We start from the raw sequence: 17569 nt of genomic DNA on the forward strand, positions 1-17569 counted from the left end.
TCTTCCGTCGATCATGAAGTTGGCGGCGATCTCGATCTCCGTGAGCGCCGCAACTTCATGATCAGCCGGGGTCAGGAGTCCGTGGGGGGTTCGCCGGCGTCGAGGACCGCCTGGGTCCAGCCGCCCTCGATGACGCCCGTGCCGTCCAGCACGGCCCAGTCGACGACGTCGGCGGCCTCCACCACCACCGGGGCGCCGATCCGGACCGTCGGGTCGCCGGCGGCGTCGCTGGCGCTCGCCCCGACGATCCGCTCCGGGGTGTCCCACGAGGTCACCCCGGCCCAGACGTACTCGGGGCCGTCGTCGCCGGGCAGGCCGTACTTGACCACGAGCTGGCTCTCGGCGGGGAGCCCGCCGGCGAGGAAGCGGGCCCGGATGTCGTCCAGCGCGGCGCGGGCCGTGGCGATGGCCCGGCTCATCGCGTCGCCCGAGCGGGCGTACCGGACGTCGGGCTGGATGCCGTTGAACAGGGTCGCGCAGGCGGCGGCGAAGTAGCGGCCGGGCGGGCCCGGGTGCCCGGGCGGCGGGTTGAGGGTGAGGAACGAGTCGGCGTCCGGGTCGGTCGCCGGGTCCAGCTCCAGCCGCAGCAGCACCGGCGCCGTCGCACCGTGCTGCTCCGGATTGCCGTACGCGACCGCGATGTCGTGCCCGGTCACCGTGGCGAGCACCGGGAGCTGCACGAACGCCGGCACCTCCTCGCCGGCCAGCCCCTCGGTCCAGTCCCGCAGCAGCCGCCGGGCGGCCCCGGTCATCACCGCGCCCCACGCGCGGGTGAGGTGGTCCGGCACGCCCTGGGCCTGGAGCTCCAGCAGGCCGAAGCGGCGCAGCCCCTTCGTGGTGAACCACAGCCCGTCGGCGTCCGACGAGTACGGCACCAGCACCCAGTCGACCAGCCGGATCCGGCCCTGCTCGTCGGGGAGGGACCGCAGCGCGGCCGCCGGGTCGAGGAACTGGAGCCCGAAGACGTCCACGACGTCCCCGTCGACCGTTTCGGCGACCGCCGCGGCCACCGCCCGGGCCGCCCACTCGTGCGCCGGCGGCCAGCCCGGCCGGTACTCGGCCTGCACCACGACGAGATGCGTGGCGGCGGCCAGCCGGGCCAGCTGCGCCTCGGTCGCCCCGAACGCGGTGAGCAGGTCCGGCGGCAGCTCGGGGAACTCGCTGACCGGCCGGGTGTCCACGGTCATCAGCGGGCTGTCCAGCATCTGCTTGGCCAGCCCGTGCACCGGCTCGGCGAGCCGTCCGGCGAGCCCCTCCACCGCGGTCTTCGGGCTCACCTTCGGCAGTCCGACGATCGGCACCAGGTAGGTCGCGTCCAGCGACTCGGGCACCGGTACGGGCAGGAAGTCGTCCGTGATGAGCATGCCGTCCCCCTCGACCACACCGGTGCACCTCGCCGAGAACGCTACCCGCCCGGACGGTCGACGCTCAGGCGGACAGCACCAGTCCCAGGTAGGACAGCGTGGTGACGATCTCCACGAGGGCCCCCAGCACGTCGCCGGTGATCCCGCCGAGCCGGCGTACCAGATGCCGCAGCAGCCCGGCCGCGACGGCGAGCGCGGCGAGCACGGCGAGCGGCCCCTGCCACGGGCGGCCCGGCACCGCCGGCACGGCCAGCAGGGCGACGGCCGCCGTGCCGGCCACCAGCGCGACCGGGCCCACCGTGCCGGCCACCAGCGCGCCCAGCCCCTCCGGCCGCGCCGCCGGCACCCCGCGCCGGCAGGCCAGCGCGACGCCCAGCCGGCCGGCCGCCGTCGCGGCGACCACCGCCGCGAGCGCCGCCGGCCGGGACCGCCCGGCCAGCTCCGCGAGCACCGCGGCCTGGAGCAGGAGTACGACCACCAGCGCCACCACCCCGAACGGGCCGACGTCCGGCTTCTTCATGATCTCCAGCGCGGCCGGCCCGCGCCGGTAGGAGCCGAGCGCGTCCACGGTGTCGGCCAGCCCGTCCAAATGCAGGCCCCGGGTCAGCAGCGCGCCCAGCGCGACGGTCACCCCGGCGGCGACCAGCGGGGGCGCGACCGCCGCGACGAGCAGCAGTACGGCAGCGAGCAGCGCGCCGAGCAGCGCGCCGACCGCCGGGGCGAGCGCCATGGCGGTGCCGGCCGCGCCCCGGTCCACCCGGCCGGCGCGCACCGGCGCCGTCGTGAAGGTGGTGAGCGCCAGCCGGATCCCGTCGGCGAGCCGGACCTCAGTCGGCACGGCGGCCGGGGGCCACCGGCTCGTCCGGCCCGACAGTGGTGGGCCCCGGTCCGGCCGGCTCCGGCTCGGCGAACTCCGGCCCGGGTTCGGTGCTGGTCGGTCCCTGCACCGGCGCGGGCTCGGTGAACTCCGGCTCCGTGCTGGTGGGCCCCGGCCCGGCCGGCTCGGGTTCGGCGAACTCCGGCTCCGGGTCCGTGCTGGTCGGCCCGGGGCCGGCCGGTTCGGGCTCGGTGAAGTCCTCGTCGTCCCCGCCGCCGAGCGACGGGTGCACGGGCAGGCCGGCGGCGAGCGTCAGGGCCGAGCGCAGCAGCGGCAGGGCGGCCAGCGCGGTCGCGCCCTCGCCCAGGTCGAGCCGCAGGTCCAGCAGCGGGGTCAGGCCCAGCACGTCGGCGGCGAGCCGCACCCCGGGCCGGCCGCCGTGGTCGGGCAGCAGGCACCAGTGCCGGGCCTGCCCGGCCAGGTCGCGGCTCACCATGCCGGCGGCCACCCCGACCGGCCCGTCCAGCAGCACCGGGATGCGCCGGGCGGTCGCGCCCAGCAGCACGCCGGTGGCCACCGCCACGTCGCCGCCGCCCAGCTCGGCGAGGATGTCCTTGGCCTCCCGGGTGGAGCGCCGGGTGCGGTGCAGCGCGTCCCGCACGGCCGCGCAGCGGACCATCCAGGCGGCGTCGTCGTACTCGCCCCGCTCGTTCAGCACCCGCCCGAGGACCGCCGGGGGTTCCGCGCCGGCCGTGGCCGCCAGCACCGCCGCGGCGGCCGTCTCGGTGCCGGCTCCGCACGCCGCGAGCACCAGCAGCTGTACGCCCGCGTCGGCGGCCTGCTCCGCGAGCCGCCAGCCGTAGCGCAGGGCCGACTCGACCTGCTCGCCGGTGAGCGCCGGCCCCTCCTCGATGGGCGCGGAGGTGGGCGTCTCGACCACCTGGAGGCTCGCGCCGTTCTCGGCGGCCAGCCGGGCCAGGGCTCCCTTGCCGGCGCGCGCCTGCCGGGCGCGGCGGGCCGACTCGCCGGGCGTGGCGCCGGCCGACGCCCCGCCCTCGTGGTCGCCGTGCAGCAGCAGCACCCGGACGGTGCCCCACGGCGTCGGGGTCGCGGTGCCCTGGGTGGCGGCGGCGAAGCCGACCACCTGCTCCAGCACGCCGAGGCCCGAGCCCGGGATGTCCAGGGTGGCCAGCCGGTCGACCGCCTGCGGACCGGTGTAGTCGTCGGGCATCGGCAGTTCCATGCCCGGCTGGATGACCAGGCCGGTGGCGACCATCGGCAGCGCCATGGTGGGCGCGGCCCAGTCGGCCTGGGTGGGCGCGCCAGCTCGCCCGGGACCGGCCTGCGGCCGGCCAGGTTCGCCGGCCGGCGTCGACGCCGGGGCGGCGAGCGCTGCCGGGGTGAGCACCTCGGGCAACGCCTCCTCGGGCGCGCCAGCCTGGCCGGGACCGGCCTGCGCCGGGGCGCCCGCCTGGGTGGGGGACGGCTGCGCCGCGCCCTGGCCGGGGCCGGCCTGCGCCGGGACGTCCGCCTGGCCGGGGACGGCCGGCATGCCGGGGTGGGTCGGGGTGGCGGCCGGCTTCAGCCAGGCGGTCTGCCCGGCCACCACCAGCGCGACGGCGTCGCAGGCGTCGGCGACGGCCCGGTTGGTCGCGCCCAGCGCGTCGGTGAACGCCCGGCCCAGCGGCGTGGTGGGCACCAGGGACAGGCCCACCTCGGGGCTGACCAGCACCAGCCGGGCGGCGCTGGCGCGGACCGCCGCGGCCAGTTCGGCGATGGTGGCCGTGTCGTCGGCCGGCTGGTGGGCCGGGTCGAGCAGCACTGTCACCCAGCCGCCCAGGTCGTCCACGAGCAGCGTCTCGTTCGGTCCGGCCGCCGCGATCACCTCGGCCAGCCGGCCGGGGTCCGCGGCGGTCTCCTCGGTCGTCCAGCTTCCCGGCCGGCGGGCGCGGTGCGCCGCGAGGCGGGTCGCCCACTCGGTGTCCTCCGGGTCCCCCGCGGGGGCGGTGGCCACGTACCGGACCGTGGGCGCGTCGGCGACCACCGATTCGGCGAACTCCGACTTGCCGGAGCGGATACCGCCGAGCACCAGGAGGGTGTTCCACCCGTCAACGGACATGCCCGTACCTTAAAGCCGTCCGGCGGGTCGCCGCCCGCCGGCCCGGTCGGCTCAGTCGCAGTGCTCGAACGGGCTGGCGTAGCTGGCCCCGCCTGCCGACCCGCCCCACTTCACGCAGACCCCGGCGGCGCTCGCCCGTACCGGCCCGGCGTAGTACTGGTAGCTGCCGCTCTCGGTCTGCCGCGCCTTGCCCTGCACCTCCAGGTACGTGGTCACCGTGGTGGCCCGCCCGACGTCGGTGTCCTTGAGCGTGACCACGCAGTTGGTGCCGGCGGCGCTGCTGTAGAGCAGGTAGACCCGGCCCCGGCGCACCCCGCCGGCGGTCAGCGTCGCCGAGTCGACCACCTGGTAGCCGCTGCCGCACACCTGACCCGCCGTGTAGGGCTGCTTCGGTCCCGCCGTGCTCGCGGTGGGCGCGGGCGCGCCGGTGGTCGGCGCGGGGTCCCCGCTCGACGGGGCGCCGGCGTCCGCCGCCGGTCGGCTCGGCGTGGCCGACGGGGACCGGCTCGGCCGGCCGGTGCGGCTCGGCGTCGGCCCCGCACCGGCACTGGCGCTGGCGCCGGCCGAGCCTTCCGGCTGCACCGGGTCGGCGATCGGGGACTCCCCGGTCAGCGCGGCCGGGCGTTGCCCCGGGTCCGTGTCGTCGGGGGAGCGCAGCGCCGCCACGGCCACCGCGGTCAGCACCGCGACGAGGACGACCCCGGCCGCCCCGGCCAGCGCCAGCGCCCGGCCGCGACCCCGGCGCTCCGCGGACTCCTCCAGCGTCGGTGGCACCCCCGACCCGGCGTGCCGGTCCTGGACCGAGCCGTACCCGCCGGGCGGCCGCCCGGGCTGCGCGACCCCGACCGACCAGGCCGGCCCCGGCGGGGAGACCGGCCCGGAAGCCGGGGCGTGCCCGGGAGCCGCGAAGGCTGACCCGGAAGGCGTTGAGGCGTGCGCGGGAGGTGCGGGGACGTGCCCGGGAGGTGCGGAGGCGCGGCCGGGGGCGGCGAAGCCTGGACCGGCCGCGGAGACGGGACCGGGCGTGGGCGCGGGGACAGGGCCGGGCGTGGGGACGGGACCGGGCGTGGGGGCGGGACCGGGCGTCACGGTGTGCCCGGCGGGGTCGGTCCCCGGAGCGGGCGGTGGCGCGGCCGGGAACGCGGCGGCCGGCGGCGCGGCCGGGAACGCGGCGGGCGGCTGGCCGGTGGGCGGCGTACCACCGGGTGGGCCCGGGATCGGCGCGGGCGCCGGCAGGACGGCCGCGCCCGGCACGGCCGGCCCGGCCACCGCCCACGGCGGGCGCGGGGGGACGGGCAGGGCGGCGAGGGTGGCGTCCCGCGCGTCCTGGGCGGCCTCGGCCAGGGCGAGCGCGCTCGGGAACCGGTCGGCCGGACGCTTCGCCAGCGCCCGCCCGACCACCTCGACCACCGCCGGGGGCGTGCCGACAAGCGGCGGCGGCTCGTCCTGGACGTGCCGCATGGCCACCTGGAGCGGGTTGTCACCGTCGAAGGGCGGCCGCCCGGCCAGACAGAAGTACGCGACCGCGCCGAGCGCGTAGACGTCGGTGACCGGCGACACCGGCTGGCCGGCGGCCTGCTCCGGCGACATGTACGAGGCGGTGCCCAGCACCATGTGCGCGGCCGTGATGCCCGCCATGGTGCTGGCCCGGGCGATCCCGAAGTCGACGAGCACCACCGTGCCGTCCCGCTTGACCAGCAGGTTGCCGGGCTTCACGTCGCGGTGCACGATCCCGGCGAGGTGGGCGGCGTGCAGCGCGTGCGCGGCCTGCGCCACCACCGACATGGTGGACGCCGGGTCGAGCCGGCCGGCGCGCCGGATCCAGGTGACCAGCGGCTCGCCGTCGACGTACTCCATCACCAGGTAGCTGACCTGGCTGCCGTCGGCGAGGGTCGCCGAGCCGAAGTCGTGCACCTGGACGATGCCCGGGTGACGCAGTGCGGCCAGCATCCGGGCCTCGGCGTGGAAGCGGGTGGTGAACTCGGGGTCGGCGACCAGCGACGGGAGCAGCACCTTCACCGCGACCTCGCGGCCCAGCAGGGTGTCGGTGCACTTCCAGACGGCCCCCATGCCGCCCGTCGCGATGCGTTCGCCCAGCCGATAGCGCTCGCTGAGCACCACTCCTTGAGTCAGCACCGCGTCACCGTACCGGCCCGGGGCGACGCATGATCCATGTGGCGGCCGGGCCGTCCCGCGCGGGGCCGACTAGGCTTGCGGGGGTTTCCGTCCCAGGGGCGACGGCGGCGAGGGGAGACGCGGCATGGCGTGGAGCTGGCGGTACGAGGGCACGAACGGCGCTTCGGTCGACGGGCCGGGCGAGTCGTTCCCCAGTCAGGCGGACGCCGAATCGTGGATCGGCCAGGCCTGGCGGGAGCTCGCGGCATCCGGCGTCACCTCCGTCGCGCTCGTCGAGGACGACCGGGTGGAGTACCGGATGAGCCTGCTGCCCCCGGCCGAATGACGGGTTACGACCGGCCGCGTGACCCGCTGGTGCTCGGGGTGCCCCGGGCGGCGTTCCGGCCCAGCGCGATCTTCCTGGCCCTGGTCGCGATCTTCGTGACCAGCGGGGTGATGACCTGGAACCGGTTCGGCAACGTCCGGTTCGACGTCTTCCTCTTCGTGGTCTCCGGCTGGCTGATCTCGCTCTGCCTGCACGAGTACGCGCACGCCGTGGTCGCGTACCGGGCGGGGGACCGGGACATCGCCCACCGGGGCTACCTGACGTTGAACCCGCTGAAGTACACCAACCCGCTGCTGTCCATCGTGCTGCCGGTCGTGGTGGTGCTGCTGGGCGGCATCGGCCTGCCCGGCGGCGCGGTGTGGGTGGACCGGCACGCCATCCCCGGCCGGCTGCGGCACACCCTGGTCAGCCTGGCCGGCCCGGCCACCAACGTGCTGTTCACCCTGCTGCTGGTGCTGGCCGTGCGGGTCGGCCTGGGCGTGGGTGGCCCGCTGGAGTTCTGGGCGGGCGTCGGGCTGCTGGCGTTCCTCCAGCTCACCGCCAGCGTGCTCAACCTGCTGCCGGTGCCCGGGCTGGACGGCGGCAACATGATCCAGCCGTGGCTGAGCCCGGAATACCGGCGGATGTACGACCTGTTCGCCCCGTACGGTTTCATCCTGCTGTTCGCGCTGCTGTGGAGCCCGCGGATCGGCAACTGGTTCTTCGGCGCCGTCTTCGACGTGGCGGACTTCCTCGGGCTGCCGCCCCAGCTCTACGTGCTCGGGCTCGAACTCATCAGGTTCTGGCGGGGCTGACCCACCGGTCGCGGGAGCCGCCGCGCAGCGGCGGGGCGCTCCGGGTCGTGCGTACCCCCGTGGGGGCCCGGGCCGGCGCGGAGGTCGCGCCGGCCCGGGGAGAGCGTCACGGACGCTGCGCCGGGCTCTCGGTCTTCGCCGGGTCCCGCTCGGTGACCGGCTCGACGATCTCGTCGATGGCCTTGAGCAGGTCGGCGTCGAGCTTCACGCCCGCCGCCTTCACGTTGTCGTGCACCTGCTCCGGCCGGGACGCGCCGACGATCGCCGAGGAGACGTTCGGGTTCTGCAGCACCCAGGCGACGGCGAGCTGCGGCATGGTGAGCCCCGCCTGCTCGGCCAGGGGCTTGAGCCGCTGCACCCGGGTGAGTACGTCGTCGCTCAGCCAGGACGCGATGAAGCCCGCGCCGGACTTCTCGTCGGTGGCGCGGGAACCGGCCGGCGGCGGCTGGCCCGGCAGGTACTTGCCGGACAGCACGCCCTGGGCCATCGGCGACCACACGATCTGGCCGACGCCCAGCTCCTCGCTGGTGGGGATGACCTCGGCCTCGATGACCCGCCACAGCATCGAGTACTGCGGCTGGTTGGAGACCAGCGGGACGCGCAGCTCGCGGGCGAGCGCGTGCGCCTGGCGGATCTGCGACGCCTTCCACTCGGAGACGCCGATGTAGTGCGCCTTGCCGGAGTGCACGATGTCGGCGAACGCCTCCATCGTCTCCTCGAGGGGGGTGCTGTAGTCGTAGCGGTGGGCCTGGTAGAGGTCCACGTAGTCGGTCTGGAGGCGGCGCAGCGAGCCGTTGATCGACTCCATGATGTGCTTGCGGGACAGGCCGCGGTCGTTGCGGCCCGGCCCGGTCGGCCAGTACACCTTGGTGAAGATCTCCAGCCCCTCGCGCCGCTCGCCCTTCAGCGCGCGGCCGAGCACCTCCTCGGCCTTCGTGCCGGCGTAGACGTCGGCCGTGTCGAAGGTGGTGATGCCGGTGTCGAGGGCGGCCCGCACGCAGGCGGTCGCCGCCTCCTCCTCGACCTGCGACCCGTGGGTGATCCAGTTGCCGTACGAGATCTCGCTGACCAGCAGGCCCGATCGGCCTAGGTGTCGGAATTCCATGACCCGACACTAGCCCCGCCCGATCATGGTCGACGTGCGGCGCTCCCGGGTGCGGTGCTCCCGGGTGCGCTGCTCCCGGCCGCGCTGCCCCGGGTCCCGCGGGTCAGAGCACCGGGGTGGTGTCGGCCAGCAACCGGTCGATCTCCGCGACCACGGCCGCCCGGCTCGGGTGCACCGGCTCGATCAGCCGCTCGCCCCGCCGGTCCAGCGCGCCCCACCGGCCCGACTCGTCGCCGACCAGGAACGCCACCGGATGCACCACCACCGTCGGGTACGCCGGCGCGACGAGCACCCGGCCGGTCCGGTCCACCACCCCACGGCGGCCGGCCAGCTCCACCACGGCCAGGCCGTCCTCGGTGAAGCCGTCCACGTAGCGGCCGTCGGCCAGCGCGGTCGTCAGACCGTGGTAGCGGGTCGGCACCACCACCTGGCCCGTCCGGTCCACCGCGCCCCAGCCGCCGTTCTGCCGGACCGCCGCCAGGCCGCCCCGGAACGGCCGCACGTCCTCGTAGCCCGGCGGGATCTTCACGATGTTGGTCCGGTCGACCGCCATCCACCGGCCCTTGCCGTCCATCGACACCCAGGACAGCCCCTCCGAGAACGAGCCCACCGCCCGGTAGCCGTTGTTCGCCTCGATCAGCGCCGCGCCGGTCGTGTCGATCAGCGCCCAGCGGGACGCCTCCGGGCGGCGTACCCACGCCAGGCCCTCACGGAACGGCTGCACCTCGGCGTACCGGTGCGCGATCACCAGCTCGCCCTCGGCGTCCGCGTACCCCCAGAGCTCCTGCTCCTCGTCGAACGTCGGCACCGGATGCCGCTCGCCGCCGAGGACCGCCTCCCGGCTGCGCGGCTTCGGCCCGAACCCGCCCGTCGCGGCCCGCTCCGCGACCGCGTCCAACGCCAGCGACGTACGGGCGTTCAGCTCCGAATCCTCGCCCTGGCGCAGGTCCAGAGCCCGCTCGAAGTGCAGGCACGCCTCGGTCAGCCGGCCCTGGTCGTAGCAGGAGCGGCCGGAGTGCTCGTGCAGCACCGCGCGCAGCCGGTCGGGCAGCTCCGGCGAGTTGGCCTCCGCGAAGAGCCGGTCGGCCTCCGCGTGCTCACCCCGCCAGCGCAACACCTCGGCCAGCCGCGCGCGGGCCAGCGCGGTCCGCCGCAACTCGCCCGTCGCCTCCGCGTACGTGAGGGCGAGCCGCGCGTCGGCCAGCGCGTCGTCCAGGTCGCCGAGGATCCGGGACGCCACCGAGCGCAGGCTGAGCAGCCGGGCGCGGCTGCGGTTGTCCAGCGCGCTGCCCAGCTTGGTGGTGAGTCCGTCCCGGATCTCGCGCAGTGCCTCGGGGTCGGGGGCCTCCTCGCGGAGGGTCTCCGGGTGCAGCCGCCAGCGTATGGCGGCGAGGGCCTGCTCCGGGTCCGCCGGCCGGGACTCCCGCTGGTCGGCGTCGGCGTCGGCCTCGGCGTCGGCCTCGGCGTCCGGCTCGGGTGCCCCCTGCTCGCCGGTGGCGGTCGGCGGCGCTGCCTCCCCGGCCGGGGTGGTGTCGGTTCCCGGAGCCGTGGTGGGTTCTGCCGGCGTGTCGTGGGCTTCCGGCGCGTCCGCCGCGGCCGGTGGAGCCGGGACGGGATGGGGCTGATCGGCGGCGGCCGGTTCGTCCGGGACCTCGGCCGGGGCGGCATCGCGGGCCGCGTGGTTCTCGCGCGACGTGACTGCCGGTGGGGCGGCCTCCCGCGGCGCGGCCTGTGCCGGCACGTTGGCCTGCGCCGTTACGTCGGCCTGGGCCGTTACGTCGGCCTGCGCCGGCGTCTGCTGGGCAGGGGCTGCGGAGACGGGTGCTGCCGGGTCCGGCGCCGGTGCTCCGGAAACGGGCGTGGCCCGGTCCTGCCCGGGCGTTTCGCTCACCTGTGTGGCCGGTTCCGGAGGAAGAGCGCCTGCGACCTGCGGGGCCGGGTCCGGCACGGGTGGTCCGGAGGTGGGCCGTGAGCCGGAGCCGGAGCCGGAGCCGGAGCCGGAGCCCGAACCGGGGTCGGTGTCGGAGCTGGCGGGGCCGGGGACCGGTGGTGTCCAGGGCGCCGGAGCCGGTCGTGCCGGCGTGGCGGTGGCGGCGGACGGTACCGCAGCCGTGGCGGCGGTGGAACCGGACGCGCCGGCCACCGGGCCGACGGACGCCGGGCCGACTGATGCCGGTTGCGACGGCACATCGGTCGCCACCCCGGGCCGGCCGGAGGCAGCGCCGGCGGCGGGTGCCCGGCCGGCCGGGTCCGGGTCGATGCCGGCGGGCAGCGACGGTGCCGGCGATCCGGTGGCGAGGGTTTCGGGTGCGTCTGTTGTCGCCGGGGCAACAACAGACGCACCCAGAGCACGCAGGTTCGACCCTGCCTGCGGGTCGGCGGTCGGGGCGGACCGCTCCGGGCCGGGTGCGACTGTCGCCGGGCCGGCCGGCACCTGAGCGTCGTGGACCGGGTCGGACAGGTCCGCCTCCAGCCGGACCGTCGTCGCGTCGGGCTCAGGGCCGTCGTGCGGGGCGTCGTGCGCCGGGGCGGACGCCTCCGTCGGAGCGTCCGGCGACACCGGCGCACTCGGCCGGAACCAGGCGTCCGCGCCACCGCCCGCCGGCTCGGCGCGCCGCGCCGACGCCGCCTCCTCCGGCCGGTCGGCGGCCCCTGCGTGCCCGTCGGCGGTGACCGGTGCGGACACCCCTTCGTGCCCGGCGGCGGTGACCGGTGCGGATACCCCTTCGTGCCGGGCGGTGGTGGCCGGTGCGGACACGCGGTCTCCGGCCTCCGGCGAATGTGGGCCGTGCGGTGCGTTCGCGCGACCGCCGTCCGTCGGCCGGTCGGCCGGGGTGGTGGTGGTCGGGCCGACGGCGATGCCCGGTCGGCGGTCTTCGGCGGGCGTGGTCGGGACGGCGGTGCCGCCCCGCCGACGGGCGTCGGCGAAGGTGGTGGGCTCGGGGGTGGTGTCCGGCCGGGCGTCCTCGGCGGCCGTGGCCGGGCGCGGAGTGCTACCGCCGCTGCCCGGCGGGGGGACCTCCGTGGGCGCGGTCGGGAGAAGGGTGTGCTCCGGGCGGGCGGCTCCGGGCCCGGGGTAGGCGGGCGGCGCGGGGTGGGCCGGGGCCGGTGCGACCGGGGTCGGTGCGTCAGCGGGGCGGGCCTGCGGTGCCGGGGCGGGGCGCGGCGGACCTTCCAGGCCGTGGGTGGTCCGCGCGGCCGGCTCAGGGCGGTCGGTCGGAGCCGGGCGGTCGGGCAGCGGCGACGCGCCGGCGGGGCTGGGCAGGAACTCGACGCGCAGGTTGGCCGCGGGCGGCACGTCGGACGGAGCCCTCGGCGGGGTCGGGCGGTCGGCGCGCTCGTCGATCCTTGGCCGCTCGGCGGGATAGGTCGGCGTGTTCGCCGCCTCCGGTCCTGCCGGCCGGCCCGACCGATCGCCGGGCACGGGTCGGTCGCCGGGGTAGACGGGCGGACTCGAAACCGACGCACCCGAAACGGGAGCACCGGAAAGGGGCGGACCCGAGACGGGATCCCCGGAGACGGGCGGGCCGGAGACGGGAGGCCCGGCGACGCGCGGCCCGGAAATGGGAGCGCCGGAGACCGGTGCGCCAGAGGCGGGCGGAGCCGAAGCGGGCGTGCCGGAGACGGGCGGACCCGAAACGGGAGCGCTGGAGGCAGGTGCCCCGGAGACGGGGGCGCCGGACACCGGTCGGCCGGGAACCGGCGCGTCGAGGACCGGTGGCCCGGAGACGGGTGCGTCCGGCACGGGAATGCCGGTGACGGGCATGTTGGCGACCGGTGCGCCAGACACCGGCGTGGCCGGCACCGGCGCACTCGAGGTGGGCGCCCGGTGCGGGTCGGGCCGGGTCTCCGGCTTCACCGGCGGACGCCGGACCTCGTCGGGCCGGATCGGCGGGGTTGGCATCGTCGGCTGCCGTCGCTCGTCCGGCCGGGCAGACCGCTCGTCCGGCCGCGCCGCCGGCATGGGCCGCTCGTCGGGGCGCGCCGGGGGTACGAGCCGCTCGTCCGGCCGGGCAGACCGTTCGTCCGGCCGCGTCGCTGGCATGGGCCGCTCGTCGGGCCGCGCCGCTGGCACGGGCCGCTCGTCGGGGTGCGCCACGGGCACGGGCCGCTCGTCGGGTTGCGCCAACGGCACGGGCCGCTCGTGCGGCCGAGCGGGGGGCATGGGCCGCTCGTCCTGCCGCGCGGGCGTCAGGGGCCGCCGGTCGGCGTCGTCGGCGCGCGGCGGAGGCGGCGCCATCGGCCGGTCCTGCCGTTCCCCGGGACGGCTCGGGGCGGCCGGCATGGCCGCCTCCCGTCCCTGGTCCGGGCGCGCCCCGGGCTGGGGCTGCCGCCTGACCTCGTCCGGGCGCACCGGCTGGTCCCGCAGGTCGTCCGGGCTGGTCCGCGCAGCCGGCTCGACCGGCGGGCGCCATCCGTCGCCCGGGCGGGCCGGTCCCGGCTCGCCCGGCCGTCCCTGCCACCCGTCCGGGCGCGCCCGGAACTCCGGCCGCGGACCCGCAGGCTCCGGCCGCGGGCCCACCGACGCCGGTCGTGGCCCGACGGACTCCGGCCGCGGACCCGCAGGCTCCGGCCGCGGGCCCACCGACTCGGGCCGCGGGCCGGCCGAGTCGGGGCGACGACCCTCGTAGCGGGCAGCGTCGTCCATCGGTCGCGCGGGGCGGCCGTCGGGGCCGGGCCGGTCGACCGGCGGGCGGGGCCGCTCGTCGGGCCGGGGCCCGGCCGGCTCGGTGCGCGGCCGCCGCTCGACGACCGGCCACTCCTCGTGGTGCGGGCGGGCACGGTCGCCCGGGGGACGCTGGCCGTCCCGCCGCTCCTCCGGCCGGAACGCGGCGGGACGCGGCTCGGCGTACCGGCTCGGCTCGGCGCGGTACGGGTCCACCGGCCGGCGCCCGGTCTCGGGCGCCTCCCGGTACGTCTCGGCGCGCGCGGCGGCCTCCCGGATCGGCGGCCCGTCGAACCCCCGGTCCGGCTGCTGGCGCGGCGGGCCGTCGTAGCTCCGGTCCGGCTCCCGGCGCGGCGACCCCTCGTAGCTCCGGTCCGGCTCGCGGCGCGGCGCCCCGTCGAAACCCCGGTCGCCCGGGCGGCCGAAGTTCTGGTCCCGCCGGTCGGTCGGACGGGCAGTTCCGGCGTCGCGCCGGCCGTCGTAGCCCTGACCCCGCCGCGCGGGCATGTCCTGGTCGCGTCGGTCCGCCGGACGCCCGGGGTCGGCCGCTCGCCGGCCCGGCCGCCCGTCAAGGGCCTGATCCCGCCGCTCGAAGTCGGCCTCGCGTCCACCACCGAACCGGCGATCATCGAGCGCCGGATCCCACCGCCCGTCGAACGCCGGATCCCACCGCCCGTCGAACGCCGCTTCGCGCCGCTCCACCGGCCGGCCGGGCGGAGGAGTCGCAGGCCCGCGGCGCTGATCCGGCCGGCCCGAACGCTGCGGCGGGTGGTGCGGGTGTTCGCCGGGCTCGGGAAGCCAGCCCGGCTCGGGGGCGGGGGAGACCGGCCGGTGCGGCGCGGTCCCGCGCGCCGGCTCGGGGCGGACCCACCGCTGGTCGTAGCGGTCGCCCGGGGCGCCGGGCCGAGGACCGTCCTCGGGCCGCCGCCCGTCTCCGCTCGGCCGCCCACCGCGCCGCCCGTCGAGGTCGTCGGGCCCGGCCGGGCTGACGGGGTACGTGCCGCGCCGCCGGTCCACGTGGTCCGGTCCAGCGGGGCTGACGGGGTATGTGCCGCGCCGATCCAGGTCGTCGGGCCCGGCGGGGCTTACTGGATACGTGCCGCGCCGCCGGTCCAGGCCGTCGGGCCCGGCGGGGCTCACGGGGTACGCGCCGCGCCGCCGGTCCGGGCCGTCGGGCCCGGCGGGGCTGACCGGGTACGCGCCCCGCCGCCCGTCCAGGTCGTCCGGCCCAGCAGGGCTCACGGGGTACGCGTCCTCGCCGGCGGGCGCCGGGCTGACGGGGTGCACCTCGGCCCGGCCGACGACGGCGCGGCCGCGCGGCGCGGGCGGGGTCAGGTATTCGAGGCCGATGTCGCCCGGATAGCGCTGCCCGGGGAACTGTGGACGCCACTCGTGGGTGGGTTCGGCCGCCCAGGACGGTTCGGCCAGCTCGCGCCAGCGGTCCCAGCCGCTCATCGGGGGACCCTGTCGCCGCCCGCGCGGCGCGGCCCCGGGGCCGGCTCGCGTCGCTCGCTCACGGCGATGTCACCTCGTTGGAAATTGTCGCGCTGGGCGCCCCGACGTGCCGGTAGAGTCGCCCGGTCCAGCACGTCGTGGCTGCGGAAGGAGGGTAGCGGCGTGGGCTCGGTCACCGCCACTGTGGCACCGCCCACGGATCCAAACGTTACCCGATGGTTTCGGACATTCGGCGCGATAGTGGCCTCCGGCTTCCGGCGGCACGCCACCTACCGCCAGGCGGCCGTGGCGGGCGTCGTCACGAACACCGTCTTCGGCTTTCTCCGCTGCTACATCTTCCTCGCGGTGGTCGGCGCGGCCGGCACGGTGGCCGGCTACGACCGCGCCCAGCTCGGCACCTTCGTCTGGGCGGGCCAGGGACTGCTCGCGGTGATCGCGATCTGGGGGTGGACCGAGCTGGCCGACCGGATCCGGACCGGCGAGATCGCCGCCGACCTGCTCCGCCCGGTGCACCCGGTGACCAGCTACCTCGCCACCGACCTGGGCCGGGCCGGGTTCGCCTCGCTGGCCCGGCTGCTGCCGCCCGTGGTGATCGGCCCGTTCTTCTTCGAGGTCTACCTGCCCCGGCACTGGGCCACTTCGCCGCTCTTCGCGCTCTCCGCGCTGCTCGCCGTGGTGGTCTGCTTCGCCTGCCGCTACCTGGTCAACGCGACCGCGTACTGGTTGCAGGACGTCCGGGGGCCGATGATCCTCTGGACGCTGGGCTCCGGCGTGCTGGCCGGCCTCTACTTCCCGCTCGGCTTCCTGCCGGGCTGGCTGGAGGCCACCCTGCGGTACGCCACCCCGTTCCCCAGCCTGTTGCAGGTGCCGCTCGACGTGCTGGTCGAGCGGGAGCCGCTGCCCACCGAGCTGGGCCTGGTCGGGCTCCAGCTCGGCTGGGCGGTCCTGCTGCTGGCGCTCTGCCGGCTGGTGCAGCGCCGGGCCGAGCACCGGCTGGTGGTGCAGGGTGGCTGAGCCGGGGACCGGGGCACTGCGGGCGTACCGGGCGCTGCTCGGGGCGCAGGCCCGGTCGCAGGCGGCGTACCGCACCTCGTTCGTCGTGGACCTGGTCGGGAACATGGGCGCCACCGTCTTCGACGTGGTGACCGTGCTGGTGCTGTTCGGGGTCACCCGGGAGCTGGGCGGCTTCACGCTGCGCGAGACGCTCGTCGTCGTCGGCCTGTCGTCGTTCGCGTTCGCCACCGCCGACCTGCTGGTGGGCAACATCGAGCGGCTGCCCCGGTACGTCCGCACCGGCCTGTTCGACGCCGTGCTGGTTCGGCCGCTGGCCGCGCTGCCCCAGCTGCTGCTCATGGACCTGCCGCTGCGCAAGGTCTCCCGGGCGGTCTTCGGGCTGGCCGTGCTGCTGTTCGCGCTGGTCTCGGCCGGCATCGCCTGGACGCCGGGCCGGGTGGCGCTGGCGGTGGTCGCCCCGGTCGCCGCAGTGGTCTTCTTCGCGGCGGTCTTCGTCACCACCGCCACCGTGTCGTTCTACTGGGTCGACTCGGGGGAGCTGGCCAACTCGGTCACCTACGGCGGGCGCGACTTCACGTCGTACCCGATCACCGTCTACGGCGGCTGGTTCCGCGCGGTCTTCGCGTACGGGCTGGGTTTCGCCTTTGTCAGCTACCACCCGGCGCTGGCGCTGCTCGGCCGGGCCGACCCGCTGGGCCTGCCGCCCTGGGTGGGCTGGGCCTCGCCCGGCGTCGCGCTGGTCGCGGCGGCGGTCGCCGCCGTGGCGTGGCGCGTCGGGATCCGCCACTACCGGAGTACGGGATCGTGAACGTCATCGAGATGGACGGCCTGCGCAAGGAGTTCACCGTTCGCGTGAAGGCCGGGCGGCTGCGCCGGGAGAAGCGGACGGTCACCGCGGTCGCCGGGGTGGACCTGCGGGTGGAGCGGGGCGAGATGCTCGGCTACATCGGTCCGAACGGCGCGGGCAAGTCGACAACCCTGAAGATGCTCACCGGCGTGCTGACGCCGTCTGCGGGCCGGGCCCGGGTGTGCGGGCTGCGGCCGGTGCCGGACCGGACCCGGCTGGCGCTGCGCATCGGCGTGGTCTTCGGGCAGCGCTCGCAGCTCTGGTGGGACCTGCCGCTGCGGGACTCGTTCGCGCTGCTGCGGCACGTCTACCGGGTGCCGGCCGGCGAGCACGCCGCCCGGCTGGCCCGCTGCCGGAGCCTGCTCGACCTGGACGAGTTCCTGGACACCCCGGTCCGGCAGCTCTCCCTGGGCCAGCGGATGCGCGGCGAGCTGACCGCCGCCCTGCTGCACGGCCCCGAGGTGCTCTTCCTGGACGAGCCGACCATCGGGCTGGACGTGGTCAGCAAGCAGGCGGTCCGCGGCTTCCTGGCGGAGCTGGGCCGGGCCGGCGACACCACCCTGGTGCTCACCACCCACGACCTGGCCGACATCGAGCGGCTCTGCCGGCGCCTGGTGGTGATCGACCACGGGCGGGTGGTGCACGACGGCTCGATCGCGGCCCTGCACAGCCGCTACGGTTCCCGCCGGATGGTGGTGGCCGAGCTGGACGCCGCGCTGCCCGCGCCGCCGGTGCTGCCGGGCGCGCCCGTGCAGCGGGTGGAGGCGGACGGTCGCCGCCTGGTGTTCGCGCTGGAGTCGGCGAGCGTCGCCGAGGTGGTGGCCGGGCTGGCCGGTCTGGCCACGCTGCGGGACATCTCGATCGTGGAGCCGGACATCGAGGAGGTCGTGGCCCGGCTCTACCGCGCCCCGGCCGAGGTGGGCTGAG

General features: G+C 77.1%; 11 protein-coding genes. 5 read left to right on the forward strand and 6 right to left on the reverse strand.

All coding sequences use genetic code 11. From position 1 onward, the window contains the following. Nucleotides 1–71: 71 nt before the first annotated feature. The 4 genes from GA0070603_RS28125 to GA0070603_RS32680 all read right to left on the reverse strand — a co-directional run bounded on the left by GA0070603_RS28125 (nucleotide 72) and on the right by GA0070603_RS32680 (nucleotide 6436). Nucleotides 72–1364 carry a DUF2314 domain-containing protein gene (locus GA0070603_RS28125; protein WP_091322376.1) on the reverse strand — a complete coding sequence of 431 codons (1293 nt, stop codon included), beginning with the start codon at nucleotides 1362–1364 and terminating at the stop codon, nucleotides 72–74. 64 nt (nucleotides 1365–1428) lie between these two features. Continuing rightward, nucleotides 1429–2202 carry an adenosylcobinamide-GDP ribazoletransferase gene (locus tag GA0070603_RS28130; protein WP_091319999.1) on the reverse strand — a complete coding sequence of 258 codons (774 nt, stop codon included), beginning with the start codon at nucleotides 2200–2202 and terminating at the stop codon, nucleotides 1429–1431. After that, nucleotides 2192–4300 (reverse strand): bifunctional adenosylcobinamide kinase/adenosylcobinamide-phosphate guanylyltransferase, encoded by a 2109-nt coding sequence (locus GA0070603_RS28135; RefSeq protein ID WP_091320004.1) that lies wholly within the window; start codon nucleotides 4298–4300, stop codon nucleotides 2192–2194. Before GA0070603_RS28135 ends, GA0070603_RS28130 begins: the two co-directional genes overlap by 11 nt. 51 nt (nucleotides 4301–4351) lie before the next feature. Next, nucleotides 4352–6436, reverse strand: a complete 2085-nt coding sequence (locus tag GA0070603_RS32680; RefSeq protein ID WP_167544600.1) for a serine/threonine-protein kinase — start codon at nucleotides 6434–6436, stop codon at nucleotides 4352–4354. 124 nt (nucleotides 6437–6560) lie between these two features. On the opposite strand from GA0070603_RS32680, the gene GA0070603_RS28145 reads away from it, so the two are divergent. Continuing rightward, nucleotides 6561–6761 carry a hypothetical protein gene (locus GA0070603_RS28145; protein ID WP_091320006.1) on the forward strand — a complete coding sequence of 67 codons (201 nt, stop codon included), beginning with the start codon at nucleotides 6561–6563 and terminating at the stop codon, nucleotides 6759–6761. Continuing rightward, the gene (locus GA0070603_RS28150) at nucleotides 6758–7555 is read left to right on the forward strand and encodes a site-2 protease family protein (RefSeq protein WP_091320009.1); all 798 of its coding nucleotides are present in this window, start codon (nucleotides 6758–6760) and stop codon (nucleotides 7553–7555) included. Before GA0070603_RS28145 ends, GA0070603_RS28150 begins: the two co-directional genes overlap by 4 nt. Before the next feature lie 106 nt (nucleotides 7556–7661). Here the strand turns inward: GA0070603_RS28150 and GA0070603_RS28155 are convergent, their stop codons facing one another. Together GA0070603_RS28155 and GA0070603_RS31315 are read right to left on the reverse strand one after the other, a co-directional pair. Then, nucleotides 7662–8660, reverse strand: a complete 999-nt coding sequence (locus GA0070603_RS28155) for an aldo/keto reductase family protein (RefSeq protein WP_091320013.1) — start codon at nucleotides 8658–8660, stop codon at nucleotides 7662–7664. Nucleotides 8661–8763: 103 nt separating this feature from the next. After that, entirely contained in the window at nucleotides 8764–11094 is a 2331-nt protein-coding gene (locus tag GA0070603_RS31315; protein ID WP_425270523.1) for a WG repeat-containing protein, read from the reverse strand. Between the two features lie 3849 nt (nucleotides 11095–14943). Here GA0070603_RS31315 and GA0070603_RS28165 point away from each other — a divergent pair. Genes GA0070603_RS28165 through GA0070603_RS28175 form a run of 3 tightly spaced genes read left to right on the forward strand, consistent with a single transcriptional unit; the run spans nucleotide 14944 to nucleotide 17568 of the window. Further along, nucleotides 14944–15795: an ABC transporter permease gene (locus tag GA0070603_RS28165; protein WP_091320016.1), complete on the forward strand. Its 852-nt coding sequence runs from the start codon at nucleotides 14944–14946 to the stop codon at nucleotides 15793–15795. Next, entirely contained in the window at nucleotides 15788–16603 is an 816-nt protein-coding gene (locus GA0070603_RS28170) for an ABC transporter permease (RefSeq protein ID WP_091320018.1), read from the forward strand. The genes GA0070603_RS28165 and GA0070603_RS28170 overlap by 8 nt, the downstream gene beginning before the upstream one ends. After that, a complete protein-coding gene (locus GA0070603_RS28175; RefSeq protein ID WP_091320021.1) occupies nucleotides 16600–17568 on the forward strand; it encodes an ABC transporter ATP-binding protein in 969 nt (322 codons plus the stop codon). Before GA0070603_RS28170 ends, GA0070603_RS28175 begins: the two co-directional genes overlap by 4 nt. The last annotated feature ends 1 nt before the right edge of the window (nucleotide 17569 follow it).

This window comes from Micromonospora chersina (genome assembly GCF_900091475.1).
GTDB lineage: Bacteria > Actinomycetota > Actinomycetes > Mycobacteriales > Micromonosporaceae > Micromonospora > Micromonospora chersina.

Bases quoted from the DNA above. Each gene is read 5' to 3' on its own strand.
- GA0070603_RS28125 (WP_091322376.1), bottom strand. From the start codon at position 1,364: ATGCTCATCACGGACGACTTCCTGCCCGTACCGGTGCCCGAGTCGCTG.
- GA0070603_RS28135 (WP_091320004.1), bottom strand. From the start codon at position 4,300: ATGTCCGTTGACGGGTGGAACACCCTCCTGGTGCTCGGCGGTATCCGC.
- GA0070603_RS28145 (WP_091320006.1), top strand. From the start codon at position 6,561: ATGGCGTGGAGCTGGCGGTACGAGGGCACGAACGGCGCTTCGGTCGAC.
- GA0070603_RS28150 (WP_091320009.1), top strand. From the start codon at position 6,758: ATGACGGGTTACGACCGGCCGCGTGACCCGCTGGTGCTCGGGGTGCCC.
- GA0070603_RS28155 (WP_091320013.1), bottom strand. From the start codon at position 8,660: ATGGAATTCCGACACCTAGGCCGATCGGGCCTGCTGGTCAGCGAGATC.